28 protein-coding genes are annotated in these 25,620 nt (G+C 43.4%); 1 reads left to right on the top strand and 27 read right to left on the bottom strand.

What is annotated here, in order from left to right:
* Window positions 1–24: 24 nt before the first annotated feature.
* The 8 genes from KE627_RS10515 to KE627_RS10480 form a co-directional block, all read right to left on the bottom strand.
* Window positions 25–1,542, bottom strand: coding sequence for a glycerophosphodiester phosphodiesterase family protein (locus KE627_RS10515; protein WP_013727701.1), 1,518 nt, complete (start codon window positions 1,540–1,542; stop codon window positions 25–27).
* Between the two features lie 60 nt (window positions 1,543–1,602).
* Entirely contained in the window at window positions 1,603–2,733 is a 1,131-nt protein-coding gene (locus KE627_RS10510; protein WP_013727700.1) for a D-alanine--D-alanine ligase family protein, read from the bottom strand.
* Between the two features lie 124 nt (window positions 2,734–2,857).
* Window positions 2,858–3,631 (bottom strand): hypothetical protein, encoded by a 774-nt coding sequence (locus KE627_RS10505; protein ID WP_013727699.1) that lies wholly within the window; start codon window positions 3,629–3,631, stop codon window positions 2,858–2,860.
* Window positions 3,618–4,499, bottom strand: a complete 882-nt coding sequence (locus KE627_RS10500) for an ATP-binding cassette domain-containing protein (protein WP_013727698.1) — start codon at window positions 4,497–4,499, stop codon at window positions 3,618–3,620. The genes KE627_RS10505 and KE627_RS10500 overlap by 14 nt, the downstream gene beginning before the upstream one ends.
* Window positions 4,496–4,864: a GntR family transcriptional regulator gene (locus KE627_RS10495; RefSeq protein WP_013727697.1), complete on the bottom strand. Its 369-nt coding sequence runs from the start codon at window positions 4,862–4,864 to the stop codon at window positions 4,496–4,498. Before KE627_RS10495 ends, KE627_RS10500 begins: the two co-directional genes overlap by 4 nt.
* Before the next feature lie 31 nt (window positions 4,865–4,895).
* The gene (locus KE627_RS10490) at window positions 4,896–6,722 is read right to left on the bottom strand and encodes an FtsX-like permease family protein (protein ID WP_013727696.1); all 1,827 of its coding nucleotides are present in this window, start codon (window positions 6,720–6,722) and stop codon (window positions 4,896–4,898) included.
* Between the two features lie 20 nt (window positions 6,723–6,742).
* Window positions 6,743–7,495, bottom strand: a complete 753-nt coding sequence (locus KE627_RS10485; protein ID WP_013727695.1) for an ABC transporter ATP-binding protein — start codon at window positions 7,493–7,495, stop codon at window positions 6,743–6,745.
* Window positions 7,496–7,737: 242 nt separating this feature from the next.
* Window positions 7,738–8,607 (bottom strand): SPFH domain-containing protein, encoded by an 870-nt coding sequence (locus tag KE627_RS10480; protein ID WP_056939278.1) that lies wholly within the window; start codon window positions 8,605–8,607, stop codon window positions 7,738–7,740.
* Window positions 8,608–8,787: 180 nt separating this feature from the next.
* Here KE627_RS10480 and KE627_RS10475 point away from each other — a divergent pair, with 180 nt between their 5' ends.
* Window positions 8,788–10,059: an ISL3 family transposase gene (locus tag KE627_RS10475; protein WP_035181568.1), complete on the top strand. Its 1,272-nt coding sequence runs from the start codon at window positions 8,788–8,790 to the stop codon at window positions 10,057–10,059.
* Between the two features lie 99 nt (window positions 10,060–10,158).
* On the opposite strand, the gene KE627_RS10470 is transcribed toward KE627_RS10475, so the two are convergent.
* The 19 genes from KE627_RS10470 to upp all read right to left on the bottom strand — a co-directional run bounded on the left by KE627_RS10470 (window position 10,159) and on the right by upp (window position 25,606).
* Window positions 10,159–10,989: a MetQ/NlpA family ABC transporter substrate-binding protein gene (locus tag KE627_RS10470; protein WP_013727693.1), complete on the bottom strand. Its 831-nt coding sequence runs from the start codon at window positions 10,987–10,989 to the stop codon at window positions 10,159–10,161.
* An 18-nt stretch (window positions 10,990–11,007) separates the two neighbouring features.
* Window positions 11,008–11,703, bottom strand: a complete 696-nt coding sequence (locus KE627_RS10465) for a methionine ABC transporter permease (RefSeq protein WP_013727692.1) — start codon at window positions 11,701–11,703, stop codon at window positions 11,008–11,010.
* Window positions 11,696–12,730: a methionine ABC transporter ATP-binding protein gene (locus KE627_RS10460; protein WP_013727691.1), complete on the bottom strand. Its 1,035-nt coding sequence runs from the start codon at window positions 12,728–12,730 to the stop codon at window positions 11,696–11,698. Before KE627_RS10460 ends, KE627_RS10465 begins: the two co-directional genes overlap by 8 nt.
* Before the next feature lie 346 nt (window positions 12,731–13,076).
* Window positions 13,077–13,370, bottom strand: coding sequence for a glycine cleavage system H family protein (locus KE627_RS10455; RefSeq protein ID WP_056938951.1), 294 nt, complete (start codon window positions 13,368–13,370; stop codon window positions 13,077–13,079).
* 24 nt (window positions 13,371–13,394) lie between these two features.
* A complete protein-coding gene (locus tag KE627_RS10450) occupies window positions 13,395–14,597 on the bottom strand; it encodes an FtsW/RodA/SpoVE family cell cycle protein (protein ID WP_013727689.1) in 1,203 nt (400 codons plus the stop codon).
* Between the two features lie 30 nt (window positions 14,598–14,627).
* On the bottom strand, window positions 14,628–14,855 hold the full coding sequence (locus tag KE627_RS10445) for a DUF2969 domain-containing protein (RefSeq protein WP_014939816.1): 228 nt from the start codon (window positions 14,853–14,855) through the stop codon (window positions 14,628–14,630).
* Window positions 14,856–14,873: 18 nt separating this feature from the next.
* Window positions 14,874–15,149, bottom strand: coding sequence for a membrane protein insertion efficiency factor YidD (yidD, locus tag KE627_RS10440; protein ID WP_013727687.1), 276 nt, complete (start codon window positions 15,147–15,149; stop codon window positions 14,874–14,876).
* A gap of 11 nt (window positions 15,150–15,160) precedes the next feature.
* Window positions 15,161–16,171 (bottom strand): rod shape-determining protein, encoded by a 1,011-nt coding sequence (gene mreB, locus KE627_RS10435; protein ID WP_013727686.1) that lies wholly within the window; start codon window positions 16,169–16,171, stop codon window positions 15,161–15,163.
* A gap of 125 nt (window positions 16,172–16,296) precedes the next feature.
* Complete coding sequence (gene murA, locus KE627_RS10430; RefSeq protein ID WP_013727685.1) at window positions 16,297–17,607, bottom strand: UDP-N-acetylglucosamine 1-carboxyvinyltransferase; 1,311 nt, start codon at window positions 17,605–17,607, stop codon at window positions 16,297–16,299.
* Window positions 17,608–17,623: 16 nt separating this feature from the next.
* Window positions 17,624–17,854: a DUF1146 family protein gene (locus KE627_RS10425; protein WP_013727684.1), complete on the bottom strand. Its 231-nt coding sequence runs from the start codon at window positions 17,852–17,854 to the stop codon at window positions 17,624–17,626.
* A gap of 323 nt (window positions 17,855–18,177) precedes the next feature.
* Window positions 18,178–18,594: a F0F1 ATP synthase subunit epsilon gene (locus KE627_RS10420; RefSeq protein ID WP_013727683.1), complete on the bottom strand. Its 417-nt coding sequence runs from the start codon at window positions 18,592–18,594 to the stop codon at window positions 18,178–18,180.
* Between the two features lie 13 nt (window positions 18,595–18,607).
* Window positions 18,608–20,044 (bottom strand): F0F1 ATP synthase subunit beta, encoded by a 1,437-nt coding sequence (atpD, locus tag KE627_RS10415; protein ID WP_013727682.1) that lies wholly within the window; start codon window positions 20,042–20,044, stop codon window positions 18,608–18,610.
* Window positions 20,045–20,072: 28 nt separating this feature from the next.
* Window positions 20,073–20,984, bottom strand: coding sequence for a F0F1 ATP synthase subunit gamma (locus KE627_RS10410; RefSeq protein ID WP_013727681.1), 912 nt, complete (start codon window positions 20,982–20,984; stop codon window positions 20,073–20,075).
* A gap of 21 nt (window positions 20,985–21,005) precedes the next feature.
* Complete coding sequence (gene atpA / locus KE627_RS10405) at window positions 21,006–22,562, bottom strand: F0F1 ATP synthase subunit alpha (protein ID WP_013727680.1); 1,557 nt, start codon at window positions 22,560–22,562, stop codon at window positions 21,006–21,008.
* 27 nt (window positions 22,563–22,589) lie between these two features.
* Window positions 22,590–23,132, bottom strand: coding sequence for an ATP synthase F1 subunit delta (gene atpH / locus KE627_RS10400; RefSeq protein ID WP_013727679.1), 543 nt, complete (start codon window positions 23,130–23,132; stop codon window positions 22,590–22,592).
* On the bottom strand, window positions 23,129–23,638 hold the full coding sequence (gene atpF, locus KE627_RS10395; protein ID WP_013727678.1) for a F0F1 ATP synthase subunit B: 510 nt from the start codon (window positions 23,636–23,638) through the stop codon (window positions 23,129–23,131). The genes atpH and atpF overlap by 4 nt, the downstream gene beginning before the upstream one ends.
* 42 nt (window positions 23,639–23,680) lie before the next feature.
* The gene (atpE, locus tag KE627_RS10390) at window positions 23,681–23,893 is read right to left on the bottom strand and encodes a F0F1 ATP synthase subunit C (protein WP_013727677.1); all 213 of its coding nucleotides are present in this window, start codon (window positions 23,891–23,893) and stop codon (window positions 23,681–23,683) included.
* Between the two features lie 39 nt (window positions 23,894–23,932).
* On the bottom strand, window positions 23,933–24,643 hold the full coding sequence (atpB, locus tag KE627_RS10385) for a F0F1 ATP synthase subunit A (RefSeq protein ID WP_013727676.1): 711 nt from the start codon (window positions 24,641–24,643) through the stop codon (window positions 23,933–23,935).
* 333 nt (window positions 24,644–24,976) lie between these two features.
* Entirely contained in the window at window positions 24,977–25,606 is a 630-nt protein-coding gene (gene upp, locus KE627_RS10380) for a uracil phosphoribosyltransferase (RefSeq protein WP_013727675.1), read from the bottom strand.
* Window positions 25,607–25,620 lie beyond the last annotated feature (14 nt).

Raw genomic sequence — 25,620 nt, 5'->3', positions numbered from 1 at the left:
TCCTACTATAAACCTACGAAAAAGTCACAAATAATTCTGCAACGAGTTCAAAAGTAGAATCCAACGGTCCCTTTGATAGTTAACCCGTAATTTTTGAAGACGCAGCGCTTGATCGGTGACCTGCCCGGTGATGCCCAGCATTTCCATTCGCATCATTGATAACTGACTATCATCTGTCCAGGAATAGACTGGCCGACCGGTTCTGCCAACCGAGGAAATCAAGAATGGATTGGCGGTCAGATGCTGCAGCGTGTAAAAATCGACCTTGTACTTGCCAATATTACCAAAATTAAGCATAGTCACCAGACCAACATTGATTTGTGGAATCCGTTGTTTAATTTGTCGGAGAAATGGATAACCAACCGAATGAACCCGGTGTGGTAAAACCGTCAGTTGAGAGGCAAACTGTTGGGCAAATCGAGTCCCCATCTGTGGGTCACTGCTGTTAGTTACCTTCAATTCAATGATGAGCGGCTGCTTTAATCGGTTCGCAGTTCGCAGATAATCAGCGAACATATCAACGTGATGGAATCTGGTAATTTCTGCCAGATTGAGGCGGTTAATCTCCTGATCCCCGTGGCCTGGAATTGGCACATCGTTATCATGGGCACAAATAAAGTGATGATCTTTGGTTTCTTGAATATCCATCTCAACAAATGGAAAGTGATAATGGCTGTTACGCTTCAAAGCAGTAATTGTGTTTCCCTGAGCGTTATGATTAATGACCCCGCGGTGAACAATGATCGTGGGATGGCCGACCGGTCGAACGGAAAACGCGGGATTGATCCCGGCAAACAGCGCTGAGAAGATAATCAGACATCCGCCCACACCAGTAATCAGCCCCTTTCCTGTCAGCCGGGCAAACTGAATGCCCAGCAGGCGACCAATCACAACGATTTCGACAAATGGAGCCACCACATCAATCGTTCCTTGTGACAAAAAGAATAGGACGGAATTGGGAAGCAATCTGTTCAACCAGCCCAGCCCAAGAATCAACAGGCAGATGCCAACCAGCATTGAAAATAATAAGAGCAGCTTTTGGCCATACTTTTTCAACGTCATCAATTTAACAGTCTGTTTCAAACCTTGAATTGGATGATCGCCATCCGCAGCAAGCAAGTTCAACGCAAAATGAGAAAAATAAATCCCAACCAGCACTAGGCCAAAATAGCCAACAATGGCCGTCAGCGCAAGCGGATAGCGATTGACTGTCAGCCAGGAAAACTGATTTCCAGAAATCGGCACCGAAAACTTAATGAAATTTGAGAAGCCAAACAGGCCTAATGGCACCAGCAGAACAAACAGGTAAACACCGCTTCCCAGCAACGCCAATAGTGACCACGGTCGGCTCAAAATTGTCTTGTGAACGGTTTGGACGATCCCATAATAAAATAGACCGACCAACAGTAAAAACATCGTCAGCGAACAAAATACCACCGTTGCGAAGCTTTGGTAAGTGTCCAAAAAACGTCTCAACAGCAAAATAAGGACGATCAATGCCCCCGTTAAATAATCATAAAGTTTCGTTTCATTATTCCCCATCAAAAAACTTCCCTACATGCAAAAAAACCGGCAGCAGAATTCTGCGCCAGTTTGATTATGCTATTTGTTAATATTTTGATCGCGTGGTGGCAATGGCTTAAAGTCATATAAGATTTTTGACTGACGTTCAAACTCATCAATGGCGAGTTGGATCAAGCGATCGATTAATTCAGAATATGAAATGCCAGAGGCGGCGAACAGCTGCGGATACAAACTGATGTTGGTGAATCCGGGCAGCGTATTAACCTCACTCATATATGGCTTGTCATCTTTAGAAACCAGATAATCGATCCGAGCCATCCCCTTGAGTCCCAATGCCCGATAAGTCGTCAAGCCCATTTCGGTGATCTGTTGGGCAAGTTCTTCCGAGATGTCCACTGGAACGTCAAATTTAACCTGACTGGCATCAACAAATTTATTGTCGTAAGTATAAAAGGCGTCGTCTTTGGGTACGCGAATGGCCCCAATCTTGGATGCGATTGGATGATCATTACCCAGAATAGAAATTTCCAGCTCTTCCGGCCCCTCAATCGCTTCTTCGATCAGGACTTTGCTGTCGTATCGGAAAGCATCGCGAATCCCTTCGGAATATTCCTCGGCATTTTCAACTTTGTGAATCCCAACAGAAGATCCCTGGTTAGCCGGCTTGATGAACAAAGTCTGTCCCAGTTCATCACTGAGAGAGTCATAGCTGTACTGCTCGGCCGTCAGCGGGGTAATCACTTCATAGCGGGTGGTTGGTACTCCGGCCAGTTTGACAATCTTCTTGGTAATATCCTTATCAAATGACATGGCTGACCCTAAGATCGCCGTTCCCACATATGGTTTGTGCAGGAGACGTAATAGTCCCTGAATCGTTCCGTCTTCACCCAAATTACCGTGAATAATCGGGAAGAAAACGTCAATATCGGATTCTTCAGCCAGGTTGATTATCCGAGCCAAAGGATTCTTGAGGTCCAATTTAGCTAATTCCTGCTTGGCAACCTCGTCTTCCGGTTCTCCGTCGAAAACCCGAGAGGAAGCTTCATGATCCAGGAAGTAGCCGTTCTTAGTCATCAAAAACAAACTCACATCGTAACGTTCTTTATCCATTGCGTCATAAATGTTATGAGCAGAGCGTTTTGAGACATCATGTTCCGAAGAGTTACCGCCAAAAATGAGGCCAATGTGTTGCTTTTTGTGTTTTTCCATGAATTCTCATCCTTTTATAAATTCGTATAGTTTCCAGAAACTTAAGTATATCACGGAACTTCACAGTTGAAAACATTTACAAACGCTTCTCATCACATTTTTAGGTTGAATTCACCGATCACAATTATTCACGTTTTAATTGTTTCTTACTGAACAAGTAGCGGGTGATCAACAACAAGATCACAGAAACGATCAGCATGCTCACAATCATCGGAAATGGATCGTAGGCACCCGTTGCCCGGTATCCGAGGACAAATTTGGCGAAATTGGCAACCCAAGTCATCTGAAAATTGCGATCCAAAATAACCCGAGATGCAGTGTACATCACGGTGATGTAGCCGATGACCGGCGTGGCGATCAAAATGATCCGCTGGACAAATTTAGAGAATAACGTTAGAAAGTTCCCGATAACCATCCCGCTCAAAGCGCCAACGATTAACAACAATCCGCTAAAAATAAAGTTGAACAAAAATGCGACAATTGGGTTATTAAAGTATCCAGCGTACGAGGACATGTAGATGTTGGTGTCTCTGGCATGCCCCAATGGCATCAAGACGGCGTACTGATACACCAAGTTAAAGGTATTGCCGATCAGGATTAACAAGCCATTGACAATGACTTGCGCATTGAAAAAAGTTTCTCGGGAAATCCCGTTTTGAATCAAAAACTTGAAATTTTCATAGGACAGCGTTGAAATAACAAACATATACAGGCCAAACGCCGCTGTCACCCAGGACCCCTGCATCTGATTGGTTAAGGAATAATCATTCAGAGATCCTGAGATGGCAGAAAACAGAAACGGTAGTACCAAAAAGGCGGCAAACAAGAACAGATACATTTCCGCTAAGCCGATAATCTGTCGTCGAAACAGGAATTTGGTGACTTTATTTGTCTTCATTCTTGGCACTCCCCTCATATTGATTGGTTAGGAAAATAAACAGTTTCTGCAGGTCAAAGTTGGACAGCTGGACTGTGTCGGGCAGGATGCGGTCGTCAAGGTCACCATAGACGTAGTTGGCCCGGATGGTGCCCATCATGTCGTGGCCAATGACGTTTAAGCCCTTGGTATATTGCTCGACGTCTTTTTCTGGTCCCACGACCGAATGAGTCTTGGCCAAGACGTCTTCAACCGGCTGGTTTAAAATCACTCGCCCCTGATCCAAGACGATCACGTCGCTGATAATATTGGCAACCTCTTCGATAAGGTGGGTGGAAACGATAAATGTCCGCGGGTTATCGGAATAAGATTGAATCAATTCACTGTAAAAGAGTTCCCGATGGTTGGCGTCCAACCCCAGAACCGGCTCATCCAGCAAGACGTATTTGACTGGGAGGCACAAGGCCAAAATGAGTTTAAAAATCGAGTTGTAACCGGTGGATAATTTACCAAATTTTTGATTGATATCCAAGCCAAATTCTTTGATCAAGTGATCCGCTAATTCATGGTTGAATCCGCCATACAGAGATTCGGAATCCTTGAGAATTTGGGTCAATTTCCAGCCGTCAGCGTAAAGATTGGCCTCGCTCATCAAATACATCAAACCCAGCTTTGAGTCGTTATCGCTGACATCCTCAGAATCAATCTTAACTTCGCCGCTGTCGGCAAAAATCCGGTCGGTAATAATACTGAGCAGTGTGCTTTTCCCGGCACCATTTCGCCCAAGTAAGCCGTAGATTTTGTTGCCGTCAAATGACAAATTAATGTCTGACAAGACGTGCTTAGACCCAAATGATTTCGAGACGTGACTGACTTCCAATACGCTCATTGCTGGTAACCTCTTTTCACTAAATTCAATAACTCATCTTCAGAAATATCCAGATTCTGGGCTTCCCGAACCAGATTTTCGACAAACTCATCAAAAAAGCCATTCCGCTTTTCTACCAAGATTCGCTGCCTGGCGCCTGCCTGGACAAACATTCCCAGCCCCCGCCGTTTTTCGATCAAATTTTTAGCAGCAACGATGTTCATCCCTTTTAAAACAGTCGCCGGGTTGATATGAAACTCCTTGGAAATTTCTGTTGTCGACGGAATCTGGTCGCCTTCAGCAAAGCCTCCCGAAGCAATCGCGTCCTCAATTTGTTCGGCAACCTGGCGGTAGATGGGCTCTGAACTATTAAACTCAAACTTCATATTTATCAACCCATTCTATAATTTCTTTCATTTAACGCTCCACCTTCGTCTTTGGAACCACAATTCGGGAATAAATCAGGACGGTCACGGCAAAGTAAATCAAGTAAAGAACCAAGAAGCCGACTGTCGTCAGTCCAAAGGTTTGGTAGGCGCCACCCATCAATAGACCACTCTTGGCGAACATTTGAAGGCCAAAGGCAACGTCGACAATTCCCAAAATTCCGGGCAGTGCAAACAAGCCCAGGATTTGAACAACGATTGAGTGGTTTAAGACTGATCGACGAGTCCCAATCTTATTGAGCATATCAAAGCGGATCTTGTCACTGGCTGCCCCACTCAAAATCTTAAACATTAAGCAGCTGGCAAGCATGGCCAGAAAGGCAATTCCTAAGAAGATTCCCATAAACTCAAGACTGCCAAAGACACTCTTCAGGGATTGATACATCGTAAACGAACCGCCGACCTGTTCCCCGTTTCGATAGCCGTACTGCTTGGACTGAATGTTGGTAATTTTGGTCAGTGGCGTTGCGGCAGCGTCCATATCATTTGCGCGAACCAACAATAATTGATTGGTCTTGGCATTAATTTGATTGAATGTCTGAGAACTGACCACTTTGATTTGGTAGGCTTTAACCGTTGGTACCTGTAGTCCCCACAGCTCTTGGTATGCCGATGAATCGCTTCGCTTGAACTGGGAAACTTTGGCGGTGAAAGCTTTTGACGCCAGTGTCTTTCGACTCACAAACGCCGCGTACTTCAATGGTTGGCGCTGAAGCTGGTCACTCCGGTAATAAACCCGCTTGGTCGTCGGATCAACTTTTTGTTGGTAAGTGACAGTGGATTTATCTTGAATCTGGCCAACCAGTGAACGCATTTCCTGATTGGGGTTGGTAATAGCAACTGAATAGTAGCCATTTCCAGAAGCTAATTTAGGTACCATGTGTTGAAAACCGGTTCCCACAGTAATTGCGCCTAGTGCCAATGCAAACAGCAGTGAGACAACTGAAAGGATTTTGGTATAATCACGAATTCTAAATTTAAGCTGGGCCAATGTGAAACTGTTCAGGCCCTTGGTGCTCATATTAGAACGTTGAAATGCCTGGAGCAGCATCACAAAAAATGAGTTGAAGACAAAGTAGGTCCCTAGAACAATCGTGATGAGCGCGATTGGAATAGACATGACTTTCAGTTTTTGAATGTCATACATCGCATAATATCCACCGGCCAAGAGAACAACTCCAAGAATTGCTTGAACGCCAAGTGTCAAGGCCTTAGGCTGCTGCCAATCACTTTGTTGTCCGGAACGCAAAAGCTGCAGGGCGGAGGTCTTGGTGAATGTCCTGGCATTTAAGAAACCAGCAACCAGAAACAAAATCGCAAACAGGATAATCGTTGCAATGATAGCTGGCATATAAAATGCCGAGAAATTAGTCAATGACATGTGAATGAGGCTGGCCAGAAAATGGCTGAGCACTTGGGTAAAGCCAATGCCAATGACAATCCCGACAACTGTGGAAATTAAACCGATCGCAATGGTCTCAAGGATGATCAATTTACTGATGACTCCTGATTTGGCACCCAGCATCATGAAGAGTCCATAATCATGTTCACGCATACTCATCAAGAAATTATTCGCGTAAAAAACATATACCAGTGTGATGATTGCCAGTAAGATGGATCCGAAGATGAAAACGATCTTGGCATTTTGTCCCACCGCACTGCTGGTGGTAAATTTATCGTTTGTTGAAATTGCTTCAAACATGTAGAAAATAGCTGTGGTAATGATCATCCCGGAAAACAGAACCAGATAATCTTTCCAACGAGCCTTGATTCCTGAGATTGAAATTTTAAATAACATCGCTAAGCTCCTTTGATTGATTACTGTTCAAATGTACCGAGTTTTTCGAGGATTTCCTGATAGAATTCATTTCTCGGCTTATCGCCGGCGTCTACCTCATCGCCAATTTTTCCGTCTTTGATAAATAAAATTCGTTTACAGAAACTAGCGGAGAACGGGTCATGGGTCACTAAGAGAATTGAGACCCCCTGTTGATTGATGTTCGTTAAGGTGTCCAGTAATTCACGGGCGTTGGTTGAGTCAAGCGCTCCGGTTGGTTCATCCCCAAAAATAATTGACGGATTTGACACTAAGGCTCTGGCAGCGGCGACCCGTTGCTTTTGCCCACCGGATAATTGCGTTGGGTACTTACTCAGCAAGTCATCAATTCCCAACTTGCTGGCGGCTTCCTTGACAGCAGTTTGGATCTTAGCCGCCTTGGCATTTTGAAGCGACAACGGCAAAGCAATATTTTCTTGGGCGGTTAAGGTTTCCAATAAGTTAAAGTCTTGGAAGATGAAGCCCAATTTTTGAGAACGAAAATCTGCCATCTGGTTGGCAGTTAAATGAGTTACGTCTTGGCCGTCAATTTCGACCGAACCGCTGGTTGGTTGATCGAGAGTTGCCAAAATATTTAGCAAAGTCGTCTTTCCGGAACCGGAGGCGCCCATGATTCCGACAAATTCGCCCTCGTTAACCGACAAGCTGATCCCTTTCAGAGCTTCATATGGTTTTGCGCTGTCTTTATCGTAGGTTTTGTGTAAATCTTCTGTTTGAACGATTTTAGTTGTCATAAGTGTTCCTCCGTGTGTTAGTTAATTACTTATGTAACTAACTATATATGCTAAGAATCCGGATGTCAACCAAAAACAAAAAAGCGTGGGCCAATAAGTGGTTAGCTTCCAGAGTATAAGGGGATTACCCGAATATCCGGAATTTGGATGTTTGGGTAATCCCCTTATACGGCCGGAAGCTGCTTATTGGCCCACAGTTCTGCTAGATAACATTCAGCCTCTTAATCGTCTAAAAGCGTTAATTAATCTAGATTATCAGTATTAATGACATTCTGGGTCCCTCGTTCAGTGATGATGGAGACCAAGACGTTATTGATCATTTTCATCCGCTGTTCATCTGTAATCGATGATCCCAAATCCTTTTGCAGCTGGGAAACGGCATCCTCGGAAATCGCCACGGCTCCTTGAACAATAATTTTTCGCGCCGACAAAATGGCGGTTGCTTGTTGTCGCTGCAGCATGGCGTTAGCAATTTCAGTTGCATATGCCAAATGCGTCAACCGGGTCTCAATAATTTGCAATCCGGCGACGTCCAAACGGTCCTGTAATTCTTTTTGTAACGCGACCGACACTTCGGTTGCATTCCCCCGCAAGGTCAATTTGTCTGTACTATCATCAAAACTGTCATACGGATACTGGCTGGCAATATGTCGAATAGCGGACTCACTTTGAATCTCAACGAATTGTTCATAATCTTCCACGCTAAAAATTTCTTTGGCAGAATCAACGACTTTGTAGACAATGACAGCGGCAATTTCAACTGGGTTCCCTTTTGAATCGTTCACTTTGATAATTGAACTATTAAAATTGCGAACCCGCAGTGAAATCGTCTGCTTGCTGGTCAATGGCACGGTCATGAATAATCCGGAAGTCCGAATTGTCCCAATGTAGCGACCAAAGAAGGTCAACACTTTGGCTTCGTTAGGTTGGATAATCGTTAATGAACTTGCAAATAACAGATCCAAAACAATGATGATTGTCCCAAAAACGATTGAGCCAATTGAGCTGCCTTCCCCGCCAATCCAGAGCAGATAACCGCCAACTCCCAGCAAAATCAAGGCAATAATTAAGCCCACATAACCATTAACATGAAATACATTTTTCTCTTTCAAAAAAGCCGCCCCCTATAAACTCGGATTAGTAAACAGGTTCTACAATATCTGTTGTTGGTAATAGATTTTTATCTATTACTGATGACAGATTTTTTGTTTATCATTAGAATAAAAAAGCGGACATCTCCCGTCCGTTAACTTGCTCCCACCACAGAATTAAGTCAAGAAAGGAAATGCCCTATGTCAAATGATACTACGAAAATGTTGTTAGGAATAGATGATGAACACTTAATAATTGAGGAAGGACAAGTGGGTGATGATGGAGTGATTCGATTGGTGGGGTCCCTAAACTACACCCCCAAGGCATGCCGCAATTGTGGGATTATCAATGATCACCAAATTATTGGCTATGGTTGGCGGAAGACCACCATTAGATTCGCAAAAACATTGGGCAGCACCGTTATCCTGTGTCTCAATCGGCGAAACTTTCACTGTAAGGCTTGTCATACCAATTTCCTGGCGCAGACGAATGCGGTGCCGAAACACTGCACGATTTCAAATACGACCCGCAAACAATGCTTAGAAAAACTGACCGAACCGGTTTCGCTCAAACACATTGCCGATGAGTTATCCACTTCGGATTCATTCGTTGGTCGGCAGCTCTTGCGCGCTGAACGGGACTTTCAAACCAACTGGCACTATTTACCAAAAGTTCTCCTCATGGACGAAGTTAAAAGCACTAAGAGCGCCACCGACGCGATGAGCTTTGAATTTATGGATGCGGAAACCCACGAATTGATCGACCTGTTACCCTTTAGGACCATCTATCAGCTTCAAAAGTATTTCCAGCATTACGACCAGGCTGCGCGAGAAAATGTGAAAATTATCGTCACCGATATGAACTATACCTATCCCAAATTGGTGGGGCAGATCTTTCCGAACGCCATCGTTGTCATCGATCCGTTCCACTTGGTTAACGCTTTAAATCGAGCTTTTAATAAGACGCGGGTGCGCCTCATGAAAACCCTGGCGACTTCCTCACGCGAGTATCACGCCCTAAAACGCTATTGGAAACTATTATTAACGCCGGAAAATCACCTCAACTACGAAGCTTTCCGTAAGTGGACAAACTTCCCTTATCCAGCGACTGCCACTGATGTGGTTGATGCTTTATTGGACATTGATCCCGAGCTCAAGCAAACTTACAACGTGATGAATCGGTTACGTGAAACCATCAAAAACCGTGATTGGCCCAACTATAATCAAGTATTCCATCACTTAGAGGGCTGCTCGGAAGAGATGTTGGCAACCCTCCAGACCCTAGCGACTCATCATGATGAAATTGGCAATACCTTTACTCACCATTACACCAACGGGCCCTTAGAAGGTTCAAACAACAAGATTAAAGTCATTAAACGCACTGGATTTGGTTACCGAAACTTCTTCAGATTCCGGCTAAGAGTGCTGTTCGCTTTTCGAGTTCATACAAAAAGAGCTCTAATCACCAAGTGATTAGAACTCCAATATTTTGTTCACCAACAACAGTTGACGAAGAACCAGTAAACAATTACTAATTCAAGTATATAGCGGACGGCTTTTAATTGATATTAATTACTTAACATTCTTCTCAGGTAAAACGGCACCTTTATAGTGATGCAAGATCCATTTTTGAGTCTTGGTTGATTGAAGAACCTTGACTAATTTCTTGATGGCTGGCTTGTTCTGATCACCTTTACGGGTGGCGATGATGTTCACGTATGGTGAATTCCGTTTTTCAATCGCAATTGACTGCTTAATTGGATTCAAGCCGGCACCAACAGCGTAGTTGGCGTTGATGACAACTGCATCTCCTTCACCATTCTTATAAATGGTTGGCAGTAATTTTGGTTCATAGCTGTGCTTGAATTTCAGATGACGTGGGTTTGAAGCAATGTCACTGAAGTTGGCAGAAGTAATGTCAATGCCCTTTTTCAGTGTAATTAAACCGGCGTCTTTGAAGATCTGAAGGATTCGGCCATAATCGGGAACATTGCTGCTGACAATGATTGTGGCACCCTTCTTGAGATCTTGAAGCTTCTTAACTTTCTTCGAGAAAACAGCGATCGGTTCCAAGTGAACACCACCGGCATTGACTAATGTTCCGTGGTTCTGCTTGTTCCAAAGCTTTAGGAAAGGCACATGCTGGAAGTAATTGGCATCCAGTTCGCCGTTGGCCAAAGCCTTGTTAGGCATCGTGTAATCTTGGAAAGTGGTAATCTTCAGATTGACGCCTTCTTTTTTAAGTTCTGGAGCCACGTGGCGCAAAATTTGTGCATGGGGCACGGCTGAAGCACCAATTTTTAATGTGGTCGTCTTTTTGCTGGAATTAGACGATGATGAACACCCCACCAACAAAAAGGCGGTAAAGACAACTGCGAATAAACTCAATAATTTCTTCTTCATTTGAAACCCTCCCAAATATTATAATGTCCGTTTGTCGGTAATCTTGACAAAGACATCGCCGACAAATTGGACGACAAATACAAATAAACAAATGATGACCGTTGCGACTAAGGTCACTGTGTTGTTGCTTGCCTGGAAACCATCTTGATAAGCTAAGTTTCCAAGGCCACCGGCACCAATGGCACCTGCCATAGCGGTGTAGCCAATCAACGAAATGGTGGTAACAGTAGCTCCGGCGATCAATGCCGGCTTGCTTTCTGGTAACAGGACCTTGGTGATAATTTCCCAGGTTGTGGCACCCATAGATTCGGCAGCTTCCAAGACCCCGGAATCAACCTCACGAAAGTAGGACTCAACCATCCGAGCGTAAAAAGGTGCCGCCGAAATAATCAAGGATGGTAACGCGGCCCGCGGCCCAATGATCGTTCCAGCCAATTTCATGGTAATTGGCAGTAACAAAATGATCAGGATGATAAATGGAATTGACCGGAAGATGTTAACGAACAAGCCGACCAGCCAATTGAGAATTCGATAGCCAATGCCCGGCTTGTTGCGAGTCTCGTATAAGATCAGCCCCAAAATAATTCCTAAAATAACAATTGCAACCATTGATAACAGGGTCATCCAAACGGTTTCCCAAGTTGCCGACATCATCGAACCCCAATCGACGTTATGAAACTGGAAGTAAGATTTGAATCCAGTTGAATTAGCCATGATGAATCACCTCCGTTCCAACCCGCATCTTTTTCAGGTATTCCAAGGCATCGTTAATTTGATTGTCATCGCCGACAAATTGCAGATCCAGCGACCCCAACGCGCCTTCTTGAGTTTGATGGATGGCACCGGAAATAATGCTGATGGTTAATTCCGGGAACCGTTTGACAACATCCGAGACAATTGGCAGTTCCGCCTGTGGTCCATGGAAAATCAGTCGGATGATTTGCCCATCAGGATATTTCTTAACCAATTCATCAAGGGTCATCGTGTTGTCACTTTGTTGTGGTGTAAATTCTTCACTGACAAATTTTTTAGTGATTTCTTGTTGTGGATGACGGAAGACCTCAAACACTGATCCGGTTTCAACAACTTTGCCGCTGTCCATAACTGCCACCCGTTCACAAACCTTGGCGATGGCGTGCATCTCATGGGTGATTAATAAAATTGTGAGGTTCATTTCTTTATTAATCTTCAGTAATAAGTCAAGGACTTCATTAGTTGTGTCAGGATCCAAGGCACTGGTTGCCTCGTCTGAAATTAAGATTGTCGGCTCGTTCGCCAAGGCTCTTGCGATGCCAACCCGTTGCTTTTGACCACCGGATAACTCGGAAGGATAGGAATGCTCACGGCCCTCCAAACCAACCAACTTGATCAATTCCTCTGCGCGTTGCTTTCGTTTGGCTTTGGGAACTTTGGCAATCTCAAGCGGTAAAGCAATGTTGTCCAGCACCGTTCGTGACCACAATAAGTTGAAATGCTGAAAGATCATGCCAATTTTTTGACGTTGCTTTCTTAATTGGCTGCCGTGGAGCTTGGAAACATCCGTTCCGTTAATGTCAATTTCACCGGTCGATGGTGCTTCAAGTCCGTCCAGCATTCTCACCAAGGTACTTTTCCCGGCGCCTGAATAGCCGACAATCCCGAAGATCTCACCATCGTTAATCTCAATGTTGACATCATTGACCGCGGTTAGACCGCCATCCTTGGTACTGTACTGTTTGGATACATCTTTAAATCGAATCAATCTTTTCACCCCTTATTAGACAAAAAAAGCTTTTCATCCTCCATAAGTCTTAATTGACTTATGAAAGGACGAAAAACTTCGCGGTACCACCTTTATTCGCGATTGTCTTTCAACAATCGCCTCATGAGTATCTTCATACTCAACGAAATAATGGTCGTTACCCATTATCGGCTTGCAATTGCTCACCGACACATTTTTAACCAAGACCATCTTCAATAACGATGATTGACCCTTTCCCACCAGCCGGGCTCTCTTGACAATCTCTAATTATCTACTCATCTTGTAATTTTTCTATCATCAAACTATCAGTTAGTGTACCTAAAAAAAGTCCTAGCGTCAAGAACTTTTATTTTTGAATCTTAGCAATCCATGAAGTTGCCTTGTCAGTCCCGTTTAATACTGAAGGGTCATTAACGGCATTACTGTTGACAGCAGTCACTTTCCCAGCAACTGGACTTGGAATATCCGAAACGGCTTTGTCAGCTTCAACGTTTAATAAAGTATCGCTGGTGGTTAATTGAGCACCAACCTTTGGAAGGGAAACAAAGGTGATGTTACCCAGTTCGTTCTTGCCTGCTTCGGTCAAGCCAACTGTGACTTCCCCGTTATTTTCTTCAGTCCAATAATATTTTGTATCCATCATTAATTCCACCTTTTCTAAAAATTATGAGAATTCTTTGTCTTCTCCAAACATGTAACTCTTATTATGATACTGCATTGACATAATTAAGCCAATCCCAATCATGTTCCCAATCAACGCCGATCCCCCGGCACTAACGAAGGGCAATGGAATACCGGTCAATGGCAACAGGCCAATACTCATCCCGACATTTTCAAAAACATGAAACAGAATCATCATAATCACGCCAGTGGAAATGTAAGCGTAAAAAACATTCCTCGTATCGAATGTAACCTTAATCATTTGATAAATCAACAGGAAATACAATAAAATCAAAATACAGCTGCCAATAAATCCAAAGTTCTCGCCAATAACCGAGAAAATCATATCAGATTCTCGCACCGGCACATACACATGTGACTGATTAAATCCGGTTCCAAAAATCCCACCAGATCCGATGGCCTTCATACTCTGCCACAGCTGATACCCCTGATTGGAAGTATCGGCTGACGGGTTGAGCCAAGTGTCAACTCGGGCAAACTGGTAGGCTTGAAAACCAAACTTCTCCAACAGATGACGCCCGGACTCCGGAATAACCAAAGCCAAGATGGTTCCGGCAAATCCAAAGATGGTAATCACCGCTGGCAGAATAATCCGCCATGTCACTCCTGAAACGATGATCAAGCCACCTAAGATGGCGAAGAAAACCAACATCGTTCCAAAATCATTTTGCAGCTTTAACAAGACGGCTACCGGAACTGTCCACAGCAACATTTTCCCAATTAATAGGAAATCACTTCGAACAGTCCTGATTGGGTAATTATCGTTATGTTGAACAATCACCCGCCCCATCATCAAAATATAGGCCGGTTTCATCACTTCAGACGGTTGAAAGGTCAACCCAAATAGGGAGAACCAACTTTTGGCACCCGTATTAATGTAATAGGTCCGACTGTATAACACCAAGACACTCGCCAGCAGGGCAATCCCCAGCCAGTAAGTAATCGGGGCAACTTTCCATAACTGCTCGGAATCAAACTGCATAATAATGACAACGGCGATAATTCCGATGACGTACCAAACCAATTGCGAAACCACCTGTCTCATGACGCTGGTAGAACTTGAATCATGGGTGGCTGCAACGTAAATCGATGCCAGCCCAATCAACGCCAGCATTAAGACACAGAAAATAATTCCCCAGTCAATTCGCGATTGGTCGTCTTTAGAGGTTCTGCGACTGCTATCCAAATTAGACCCTCCTCGTTTTCGATCGCCAAATTAATGGTGAAGATGAAAATCTTTGATTAATTGTGTCACACCCTCATCGAAGGTTTTAACATGAAACGCTTCGTCGTGAGTGTTGACTGCTTGAAATTTAGTTTCGCTCAACTGCTTAATTGAGCCAATCAATTTCTTGCCGATAAATAATTCGGAGATCGATTCTCCATTTTGATCCGTTCGATCTTTAATTTCAACGTTGATACTTTTATTTGCTTTACTCATCATATTCTCCTTGTTCAAAGATCATTTCAGGTGCATGGATTTCCGGTATTCATCGCGTGCGTCCTTATTCCGAAAAATGGTAAAGTGATCCGGAACCGGATCATAGCCGCCCTTAACAAACGGATGGCAACGCAGAATTCGGGCAATGCCCATAACGGCCCCCTTGAACGCACCATGCTTTTTAAGGGCAGTTACCATATAACTGCTGCAAGTTGGATAATAACGGCAGGTAGGCGGGAATAAGGGCGAAATAAAGCGCTGATAACCATGAACAAGACTAATCAGAATGTTTTTCACTTTGACTCCTGTTATTTTTGATCTTTTGCCTTCAACTTAGGGTTCTTAATATAGTGCTCCAAAAGGATCCCGGCACCCTTGGCAACATTGTCCAAAGGATTTTCGGAAATAATCACGGGAACTGTTAGCGCATCGGCAATTACTTGATCGATGTTTCTTAATAAGGCACCACCACCGGTCAGCATGATTCCACGGTCAACGATGTCAGACGCCAATTCGGGTGGAATCACTTCGAGAACTTCTTTGGCACCACTGATGATTAATTGAACGGTATCGTTGATTGCTTCAGCGATCTCATTGCTATCAATCGTAACCGCCCGAGGCATCCCGGAAACGGCATCCCGACCACGAACTTCCAACGTTTTAACATCTGAATCGTCTTTCTTAGCGGTTCCAATTTCAATCTTAATCTTTTCAGCAGTATGCTCACCAATAATCAGGTTATGCTTTTGCTTGATATAGCTGGCAATCTCGGTGTTCATCTTATCACCGGCAACTCGAATGGATTTGCTGGCAACAATATCGCCCAGTGAAATGATGGCGATATCACTGGTTCCACCACCCATATCGATGACCATGTTACCACGAGGCTGGAAGATATCCATTCCAGCACCAACAGCGGCCACCTTGGGTTCTTCTTCCAGATAGACTTGTCCGCCACCAGCCTTTTCAGCAGCCTGCATGATCGCATTCCGCTCAATTTCCGTCACGTTGGTTGGTGCACAGATCATAATTTTTGGTTTGGACATAAATCCTTTAACATCCAATTTGTTAATGAAATATGTCAGCATTTCTTCAGTAATATCAAAATCAGAAATAACGCCGTCTTTTAATGGGCGGATCGCACGAATGTTACTTGGCGTCCGACCAACCATCCGATAGGCTTCGGAGCCAACTGCCAAGACTTTACCAGTCCGAGTATCGACTGCGACAACTGATGGTTCGTTCAATACAATTCCCTTCCCGGCAACGTAAATGAGTACGTTGGCAGTTCCTAAATCAATTCCAATGTCTTTTGCCATCTGTGTAGGTTCCTCCTGAAAAACTTTAATCTCAAAAAATAATTATACCACATAAAGTTTGCGTTTCTAATAAGTCTCCAAACAATAAAGGGTTGAGATCAAGTAACGATCCCAACCCCGAAAAATTATGAACGATTCTTGAGCGATTGATTCAAGACGATTGAGTCGTCTTCAACGTTGACTCTTTTAATTTCAGCACCTAAATTAGCGAGCTTCTTGTGGAAATCGTGGTAACCACGATCCAGGTACTGTAAGTTGGTAACGGTGGTATAGCCACTAGCGGCCAAGCCGGCAATCACCAAGGATGCGGCGGCCCGCAGATCGGTGGCCGCAACTTCGGCGCCATTAAAATCAGTTGGGCCATCCATGATGACTGTTCGACCGGAGATCGTATATTGAGCATTCATCCGGCGCAGCTCTTCCATGTGCATGAAACGATTTTCGAAAACGGTTTCAGTCATTGAGCTGCTGCCATTGGCCGTCAACTGTAAAATGGTCATTTGCGGCTGCATGTCGGTTGGAAAGCCGGGATGCGGCATTGTCTTAACGTCAACCGGTTTGAGATTATCGTGGCCGATGACTTGAATGCCATCATCGCTTTCGTTGATGGTAACGCCCATCTCGCGCATTTTGAGAATCAGTGGTTTGTTATGCTCGGGAATAGCACCATCAATCATCACGTTACCACGGGTAACCGCAGCAGCGATCATGAATGTTCCGGCTTCAATTCGATCTTGAACCACCGCGTGATCGGTCCCATGAAGTTCAGGAACCCCTTCCACGCGAATCTGTTCGGTTCCGGCGCCGACAACTTTGGCCCCCATCTTGTTTAAAACGTTAGCCAAATCAACAATTTCCGGCTCGCGGGCAGCATTCTGAATGACTGTTTTGCCCTTAGCTAATGTTGCAGCCATCATAATGTTTTGAGTGGCACCAACGCTTGGAAAATCCAGATAGATTTCAGCGCCGGTAAGGCCATCCGGGGCGTAAGCTTCAACGTAGCCGTCATGCTGTTCGATCCGAGCACCTAAAGCTTCAAATCCTTTTAAATGCAGATCAATCGGTCGTGACCCAATTGCGCACCCACCGGGTAAAGCAACCTTTGCGTGCCCGAGTCGAGCCAAAAGCGGCCCCATGACAACAATTGAGGCACGCATCTTTGAGACATACTCAAAAGGTGCTTCACTGGAGATATCTTTTGAAGCATCAAACGTAATTTCGTTATTGGCTTCATCAAAATCAACCTTCACATTTAAGAACCGCAACACTTTATTCATGGTATACACATCAGACAACAATGGCACATTTGAGATAACCGTCTTTCCCTCACCGGCTAAAATAGTTGCAGCTTGGATTGGTAAAACGGCATTCTTGGCCCCATCAATATGTACTTTCCCTCGAAGTGGCTTACCACCATGTACAATAATTTTTTCCACAAGAACGCCTCCTACATCACTTAATTAGATACATCAAATTCTGAATGTTAAATATTACAGAGAGGAAAAATGAACTGCATGCGTACCCAATCGCAATTGAAACGAGCACGATCAGTAATTTCCCCGGCATTGCCCTCAATGGGATATAACGCTCGATGTGGATTTCTTGAACTGTCCAAAACGCCATAGCGATAAACAAAATGTATGTAATCAATGTAATCAGCGCTTGAATGCCAATCGTATTCATTTGAGTCTTCCCCCAATTCACAGACAACTATATCATAAAGACGCGAACTTGTCTTACCTTTTCGGTTTCTTTTACAAAAATATAAGCAGAATTGCTATCTAATCGGCACATTCGGATAACAATGACTGTATATGATTCCGACCAAACTGGAGAAAAACGCAAACATAAATACATCATTCACAAATCACGATAAAGGAATTCTAACCTGATTCACCGGTAATTTCAAGGATTAACTCCGACTAACCAAAAAAGCTGCTACCCAAATGGGCGCAGCTTTTGAAGTACCATATTCAGTTTCCGGAAACCGCAATCAGAAATAACGGTTATTTCCCGGCAACGTTGATTCGGTTAATTGCACGGCGAAGAGCAACTTGAGCACGATCAAGAGCGGCCTTATCCTGTCGTTGACGGGCTTCGGCAATTCTTTGTTGCGCGTTCTTCTTTGCTTTTTCAGCACGGGCAATATCAATATCATTTTGAGTTTCGGCACTATCAGCCACAATTGTCGCAACGTTGTTTGAGAATTCGATAAAGCCACCGTTGACAGCAATATCGTCTTCCTTGTCGTCGTATTTAACTCGCGTTTCATCAACGTCAAGTGTTGCAATAATCGGAACGTGATTAGCCATAATTCCTAGTTGTCCCGACTGAGTTGAAACAACTATCATACTAGCAGTATGCTCGTAAACTTTTCCATCGGGAGTAACGATACTAACGGTAATAACTGAATTATCAGCCAATTAGAATCCCTCCTTAGTTTGCAGCACGCTGCTTTTCGTTGTCTGATTCCTGTTTCATAGCCTTGGCTTTTTCAACAACATCTTCGATAGGGCCACAGTTACGGAAGGCATCTTCTGGAATATCATCGTATTTACCTTCAAGGATTTCCTTAAAGCCTTTAACAGTATCCTGAACTGATACGTATTTACCAGGTAAGCCGGTAAACTGTTCAGCAACTGAGAAACTTTGAGATAAGAAGAATTGGATCCGACGAGCACGGTTAACAACCGTCTTCTCTTCGTCTGACAATTCATCCATACCAAGAATTGAAATAATATCCTGCAGTTCACGATATCGTTGCAAAACATGTTGGACTTCAGTGGCAACTTCGTAATGTTCTTGACCAACAATTGCTGGATCCAAAGCTGATGATGTTGAAGCTAAAGGATCAACGGCAGGGTAAATACCTTGTTGAGTCAATGAACGTTCCAAGTTGGTTGTGGCATCCAAATGGGCAAATGTCGTTGCAGGAGCAGGGTCGGTATAATCATCGGCAGGCACATAAACGGCCTGGATTGATGTAATGGCACCCTTCTTGGTTGAAGTAATTCGTTCCTGCAGTTGACCCATTTCAGTAGCCAACGTTGGCTGATAACCAACGGCTGATGGAATACGGCCGAGCAAGGCGGAAACTTCAGAACCAGCCTGAGTGAATCGGAAGATATTATCAATGAACAACAGAACATCTTGGCCTTCTTCATCACGGAAGTATTCCGCAATTGTCAAACCAGTCAGGGCAACACGCATACGTGCACCAGGAGGCTCGTTCATCTGACCATAAACCATGGCCGTCTTCTCGAGAACCCCTGACCCTTTCATTTCGTAGTACATATCGTTACCTTCACGAGTCCGTTCACCAACACCAGTAAACACAGAAATACCATTGTGTCCCTGTGCAATGTTGTGAATTAACTCCTGGATCAAAACGGTTTTACCAACTCCGGCACCACCGAACAATCCAACTTTACCACCACGAGTGTATGGTTCCAATAAATCAATCACCTTAATCCCTGTTTCAAGGATTTCAGTTGATGGGTTTAATTGATCATACTTAGGAGCATCGCGGTGAATTGGCCAACGCTCAGCGTCAGGGCCAAATTCTGGGCCGCCATCGATTGGATCTCCAAGAACATTGAATACTCGACCAAGAGTATCTTTACCAACCGGAACACTGATTGAAGATTCGGTGTTTTCAACGTCCATACCGCGACGAAGACCATCGGTTCCATCCATAGCAATTGTCCGAACAACGCCATCACCCAAATCAAGGGCAACTTCGACAATCAAATTCTTGTCTTCGCTGACGTGAATTGCTAAAGCAGTGTTAATTTCTGGTAATTTATCGTCCAAGGAGAATTCAACATCAACAACTGGTCCAATAACTTGTATAACTTTACCAGTAGAACTCATGTTAGTTAATTCCTCCATTCAAATCTTTCTAGTGACTAAGAGCCTCTTGACCACCAGTAATTTCAGTAATTTCAGTGGTAATGGCAGCCTGTCGAGCACGGTTATACTGCAATTCCAATGAGGAAATCAAATCGTCAGCATTATCAGATGCCGACTTCATTGCAGTCGAACTTGAAGCATGTTCTGAAGTCTTGGCATCAAGGATTGCCCCATAAACCAAGCTTTCAGAATACTGTGGTAATACAACATCCAAGACTTCTTTTTCAGAAGGCTCAACATCGTATTCAGCACTCATCGGCTTAACTTCAATGTCCTGGCTGGCAGCTGACGCAATGGCTTCATCATCGATTGGCAGCATCTTCTCAGCTCTGAAACGGGAAATAAGACGGTTAACGAAATGCTCGTAACAAACGTACAATTCATCGAATTGACCTTTATCGTACATTGATGTCACCATCTTGACGATTTGACGAACTTCGTTAAAGGTTGGCACATCGCTAACGCCCCGGTATTCATAAGAAACATTGTCGCCGCGTTTCTTATAAAAGTCGGATCCGGTTCCACCAACAGCGAGAATTTGATAATCATTCGATCCCGAATGCTTCTCAATAAACTCATTGGCTTCACGGATAACGTTACTATTATAACTACCAACCATCCCACGATCAGAGGTGATAATTAAATATGCGCTTCTCTTAGTCTTAGATTGATCTTGATCAGCTGAATGACCTGAGGATTTGTTTAGCCCATCTAAAATGTGAGATTGGGCTAAATGCAATACAACAGATTTGATTTGGCTTGCATATTCCGCATAACTAACCGTATGCTTTTGGATCTGGTTCAGTTTTGCCTGAGAAACCATTTCCATGGCATTGGTAATTTGTCGCGTCTTCTTAGTAGAAGTAATCCGATGTTTAACATCGTTTAGCGAAGCACCCATGTAATCTCACCCTCCTTAAAACTAGTCATTTGAAGCAGCTGATTGATCATCGTTTGATTGTTGATCATCGTGCTTGCTTGGTTGGAAAGTTTGTTCAAAGTCTTTAATTGCAGCATCCATTTTACTTGTATCAGGCAATTGACCGGTCTTAGCGATATCTTCCAACAAATCTTTGTGATTTTGATCGAAGTAATCGAAGATCTCGGTTTGATATCTCAAAATATCATCAATTGCAATTTTATCCAAGAATCCATGGGTTAAGCAGTAAAGAATGACAACCTGTTTTTCAACGGAAATTGGCGAATGAAGTGGTTGCTTCAAAACTTCAACCGTTCGGGCACCACGATTTAATTTGCTTTGAGTTGCTTCATCAAGATCTGAACCAAATTGTGCAAATGATTCCAATTCATGATATGAAGCCAAATCAAGACGCAAAGTACCGGAAACTTTCTTCATTGCCTTAACCTGCGCATCACCACCAACACGAGAAACAGAAGTACCAGCGTCAACGGCTGGACGAACACCAGAATAGAAACTATCGGCATCCAAGAAGATCTGTCCATCGGTAATGGAAATAACGTTAGTTGGGATATAAGCTGAAACGTCCCCTGCTTGAGTCTCAACAATTGGCATCGCGGTCATTGAACCGCCACCCAACTTGTCACTTAACTTAGCAGCCCGTTCCAACAAACGTGAATGGGTATAGAAAATATCACCAGGATAAGCTTCACGACCTGGAGGACGACGAAGAATAAGTGACAGCTCACGATAAGCATCAGCCTGCTTTGATAAATCATCGTAGATAATCAAAACGTGTTGACCCTTGTGCATGAAGTACTCACCCATCGTTGCGCCGGCATAAGGTGCAATGTAAAGCAATGATGCAGGTTCGGATGGCCCAGCTGAAATAACAGTTGTGTAATCCATGGCACCGTACTTTTCAAGGGTACTTACGGCAGTTCGAACAGTTGATTGTTTCTGTCCAATTGCAACGTAAATACATTTCATATTCTGACCCTTTTGGTTCAAAATCGTATCAATGGCAATTGAAGTCTTACCAGTTTTACGGTCTCCAATGATCAACTCACGCTGACCTCTACCAATTGGAATCAATGAATCGATCGCTTTAATACCAGTTTGTAATGGTTCGAAAACAGATTGACGGTCCATAACACCTGGGGCCTTATGTTCAATCGCTTTGTGATCGTCGGCCTTAATTGGACCTTTACCATCGATTGGTTCACCGAGTGAATTAACAACTCGTCCAATCATCTCGTCCCCAACAGGAACTTCCATAATTCGGCCGGTTCTCTTTACAGAATCACCTTCACGGATATTCGTGTCATCACCTAAAATCATGATACCAACATCATTGGTTTCCAGGTTTTGTACCATTCCATAAACGCCGTGGCCGAAGTCGAGCAACTCTCCAGACAACGCATTTTCGAGCCCATGAGCACGAGCAATACCATCACCAACATATGTAACGATACCTGTTTCTTGAACGTCGAGCTCGTTCTTATAGCCTTGTAATTGTTGCTTAATAAGAGCACTGATTTCCTCAGCTTTAATGCTCATAAGTTTCACCTCTTTAAATAGATATCGTTAATTCAACAATAATTCTTTAACTTTATTAATGCGAGTTTGAACACTTCCATCGATAATCACATCGGATGATCGAATCACGATCCCGCCGATGAGTGATTTATCAACTTTGGTATCAAAAATGGCTTTAACCGCACCTACCCGCTTCTCAAACGCTTTTGCCAAACGATCAAGCTGATCGTCATCAAGCGGCGTTGCCGAAACAACTTGCGCCCGGACAATCTTCTTGTCATCTTCGTAAACCTTTTGGAACTGATCAATAATGCTCAGAACCTGTGGGAAACGGCGATAGCTGGCAACAACCTTTAAAAAGTTATTAATAAAGTCTGATGCATTTTGGGTGATAGGAGCCAGCAGAGACTTTTTCTCGTCATCTGAAACTCGAATATCATCGAGAATTTCAATCAACCTTGGATTAGCAGCAAAAATTTTACGTAATTCAAGCAAATCAGCGTAACCAGATTCAAGTTCATTAGAATCACTCAGAACTTCAAACATGGCTTTTGCGTATTTTTTTGAAGCGCTCATATCATCTAATGTCATTTCTGCTTACCCAACCCTTCAATATAAGAGTCAACAAGTCCTTTTTGATCATCTTCGTTTAATTCTTTTGAAATAATCTTGGATGCAATTTCAACAGAAAGACTTGCCACATCTTTTCGAGAATTAGCCAAAGCTTCTTGTCGCTCTTGTTCAATGTCCTTTTCAGCAGAACTCTTAAGATTCGATGCTTCATTTCTAGCATCTTCAACAATCTGTTCTTGTTGTCTTTGTCCATTCTGTTTGGCAGTGTTAATAATGGTATTTGCGTCATCACGCGTTTTGTCTAATTCAGCCTGACGTTTTTGAGCAAGTTCAGCTGCTTTAGTCCGTGATTCCTTGGCAGAATCAATATCATTAACAATCTTGTCTGAACGGTCTTGCATCATCTTCGTAATTGGCTTCCATGCAACGATCTTGACCAACCACATTAAAACAAGAAATGTGATCATGACAAACAGCATATCACCAACATAAAGCTGAGCTCCAACTACTGAATATGAAAACATCAATTGGCACCTCCTTCTTTGTGTATTTGACTAAACCGGTTATTACTTGTTCATAACCAGCAAAGCAACAACGAAGGCGATGATAGGCATAGCTTCAACCAAACCAACACCGATGAACATGTTACTACGCAGTTGTCCGGATAATTCTGGCTGACGTGCCATTCCTTCCAACATCTTAGAAATTAAAATACCATCACCAACAGCTCCACCGATAGCGGCACCGGCCATTGCAATACCTGCAGCAATTGCTCCCATAATTAAAAATCCTCCTTATAGTCTCCAAAAATATTTTTGCTAATCTTCAAGCTCGAGCTTTCGTGAAATGTATACGGATGATAATGTCACAAAAACATAGGCTTGGATACATCCGATAAAGACTGAGAAACCTGTCCAGGCCAATTCAAGAATGAATGAAACGACCCACATAACTGCTCCACCATGCGACATGCCAAGGATTATTCCAAGAAGCATTTCACCTGAAAGGATGTTCCCAAATAGTCGCAATCCCAACGTTAAGAAATTAGTAAACTCTTCGAATAAGTTAATTGGCAGGAAAAATACGAATGGCTTTAAATAATTCTGAAAATGTCCCTTGTAACCTAACTGCCGAATTCCAAGGAATTGTGCAAGCGTTAGAGTCATCAGAGCCAGAGTCATAGTAACAACCGGATCAGAAGTTGGACTTTTGACATATGTTACACCAGAAATGTCGATATGCAAGAAGAGTCCCTGCAAATTCGCAATAATGATGAACATAAACAGAGTAAAGCCCCATAAACCTAGTGTTCTACTTGTTTCACCGGAAATCGAGCTTCGGACAATACCATTGGTAAAGTCCACCGCATATTCTAAAACGTTTTGTGCCTTGCCCGGTTTGATTGTCAAGTGCCTTGATAAAGCATACACCAGAACAAAAACCACACAAGCAGCCAGTAATATCGAAATTAAATTACCAACGTTAAACGTCAGTCCTAAGAATTCAAAAGTAGAAGCAGCTTCTCCCACAAAATCTCACCTCTTTCCTCCACATAATCACGCATGCAAATCAATCTGGTTTTGGTCCAGAAGACAGTAATACCAAAGTGAAACATTGCGATGGTACTGAACACAGACCCGTGTTCAAATACAATTGAAATCATACCACCATTTATTACAAAATTCAAAACAATCTTGACAGGGAAACTTCGCGTGAGCAGTAGTGTTCAACGGCATGCACAACGAATGTCACCCAAGGGTCTTTGATTAGACTTAATTCGTTGGCTATCAAAGCCAGAATCCTTTTGTAAATAAAATAAAAAGCTGACGACAAAATTTTCATTTTGTCTCAGCTTCAATCAATTATTTGGTTCCAAACAAACGGTCACCAGCGTCACCGAGTCCAGGAACAATGTAGCCCTTATCATTTAATTTTTCATCAAGTGCAGCAGTATAGATATCCACATCAGGATGAGCCTTTTGAAGTGCTTTGACCCCTTCCGGAGCAGCTACTAAGCAAACGAACTTGATGTTGGATGCGCCGCGCTTCTTCAAGGCATCAATCGCCATGATTGATGAACCACCAGTTGCAAGCATTGGATCAACGACAAAAATCTGCCGCTGGCCAATGTCTGATGGCAGCTTTACAAAATATTCGTGAGGTTCGAGGGTCTTTTCGTCACGATACATACCGATATGACCAACTTTGGCTGCTGGAATCAAATCAAGCATCCCATCAACCATTCCGATACCTGCCCGTAAGATTGGTACGATGGCGACCTTTTTACCGGAAATCTGCTTCGCATGCGCAATCCCCTCTGGTGTCTCAATATCAACATCTTCCAAAGGCATATCCCGTGAAACTTCAAAAGCCATTAAAGTGGCAATTTCGTTGACGATTTCCCGAAACTCTTTAGTCCCGCAATTCTTGTCCCTAATCATTGACAGCTTGTGTTGAATCAACGGATGATCCATAACTTGAAACTTACCCATTATTTTCCAACTCC

The sequence above is a fragment of the Lentilactobacillus buchneri genome, assembly GCF_018314255.1.
In the GTDB taxonomy this organism is placed as follows: Bacteria; Bacillota; Bacilli; order Lactobacillales; family Lactobacillaceae; genus Lentilactobacillus; species Lentilactobacillus buchneri.
Note: the sequence above shows the minus strand (reverse complement) of the source record. Positions and strands in the feature narration are given on the sequence as shown.

What these genes read in the sequence shown, in the direction of transcription:
- KE627_RS10515 (WP_013727701.1), bottom strand. Translation starts at nt 1,542, where the DNA reads ATGGGGAATAATGAAACGAAACTTTATGATTATTTAACGGGGGCATTG.
- KE627_RS10510 (WP_013727700.1), bottom strand. Translation starts at nt 2,733, where the DNA reads ATGGAAAAACACAAAAAGCAACACATTGGCCTCATTTTTGGCGGTAAC.
- KE627_RS10505 (WP_013727699.1), bottom strand. Translation starts at nt 3,631, where the DNA reads ATGAAGACAAATAAAGTCACCAAATTCCTGTTTCGACGACAGATTATC.
- KE627_RS10500 (WP_013727698.1), bottom strand. Translation starts at nt 4,499, where the DNA reads ATGAGCGTATTGGAAGTCAGTCACGTCTCGAAATCATTTGGGTCTAAG.
- KE627_RS10495 (WP_013727697.1), bottom strand. Translation starts at nt 4,864, where the DNA reads ATGAAGTTTGAGTTTAATAGTTCAGAGCCCATCTACCGCCAGGTTGCC.
- KE627_RS10490 (WP_013727696.1), bottom strand. Translation starts at nt 6,722, where the DNA reads ATGTTATTTAAAATTTCAATCTCAGGAATCAAGGCTCGTTGGAAAGAT.
- KE627_RS10485 (WP_013727695.1), bottom strand. Translation starts at nt 7,495, where the DNA reads ATGACAACTAAAATCGTTCAAACAGAAGATTTACACAAAACCTACGAT.
- KE627_RS10475 (WP_035181568.1), top strand. Translation starts at nt 8,788, where the DNA reads ATGTCAAATGATACTACGAAAATGTTGTTAGGAATAGATGATGAACAC.
- KE627_RS10470 (WP_013727693.1), bottom strand. Translation starts at nt 10,989, where the DNA reads ATGAAGAAGAAATTATTGAGTTTATTCGCAGTTGTCTTTACCGCCTTT.
- KE627_RS10465 (WP_013727692.1), bottom strand. Translation starts at nt 11,703, where the DNA reads ATGGCTAATTCAACTGGATTCAAATCTTACTTCCAGTTTCATAACGTC.
- KE627_RS10455 (WP_056938951.1), bottom strand. Translation starts at nt 13,370, where the DNA reads ATGGATACAAAATATTATTGGACTGAAGAAAATAACGGGGAAGTCACA.
- KE627_RS10445 (WP_014939816.1), bottom strand. Translation starts at nt 14,855, where the DNA reads ATGATGAGTAAAGCAAATAAAAGTATCAACGTTGAAATTAAAGATCGA.
- mreB (WP_013727686.1), bottom strand. Translation starts at nt 16,171, where the DNA reads ATGGCAAAAGACATTGGAATTGATTTAGGAACTGCCAACGTACTCATT.
- KE627_RS10425 (WP_013727684.1), bottom strand. Translation starts at nt 17,854, where the DNA reads ATGAATACGATTGGCATTCAAGCGCTGATTACATTGATTACATACATT.
- atpD (WP_013727682.1), bottom strand. Translation starts at nt 20,044, where the DNA reads ATGAGTTCTACTGGTAAAGTTATACAAGTTATTGGACCAGTTGTTGAT.
- KE627_RS10410 (WP_013727681.1), bottom strand. Translation starts at nt 20,984, where the DNA reads ATGGGTGCTTCGCTAAACGATGTTAAACATCGGATTACTTCTACTAAG.
- atpA (WP_013727680.1), bottom strand. Translation starts at nt 22,562, where the DNA reads ATGAGCATTAAAGCTGAGGAAATCAGTGCTCTTATTAAGCAACAATTA.
- atpH (WP_013727679.1), bottom strand. Translation starts at nt 23,132, where the DNA reads ATGACATTAGATGATATGAGCGCTTCAAAAAAATACGCAAAAGCCATG.
- atpF (WP_013727678.1), bottom strand. Translation starts at nt 23,638, where the DNA reads ATGTTTTCATATTCAGTAGTTGGAGCTCAGCTTTATGTTGGTGATATG.
- atpE (WP_013727677.1), bottom strand. Translation starts at nt 23,893, where the DNA reads ATGGGAGCAATTGCTGCAGGTATTGCAATGGCCGGTGCCGCTATCGGT.
- upp (WP_013727675.1), bottom strand. Translation starts at nt 25,606, where the DNA reads ATGGGTAAGTTTCAAGTTATGGATCATCCGTTGATTCAACACAAGCTG.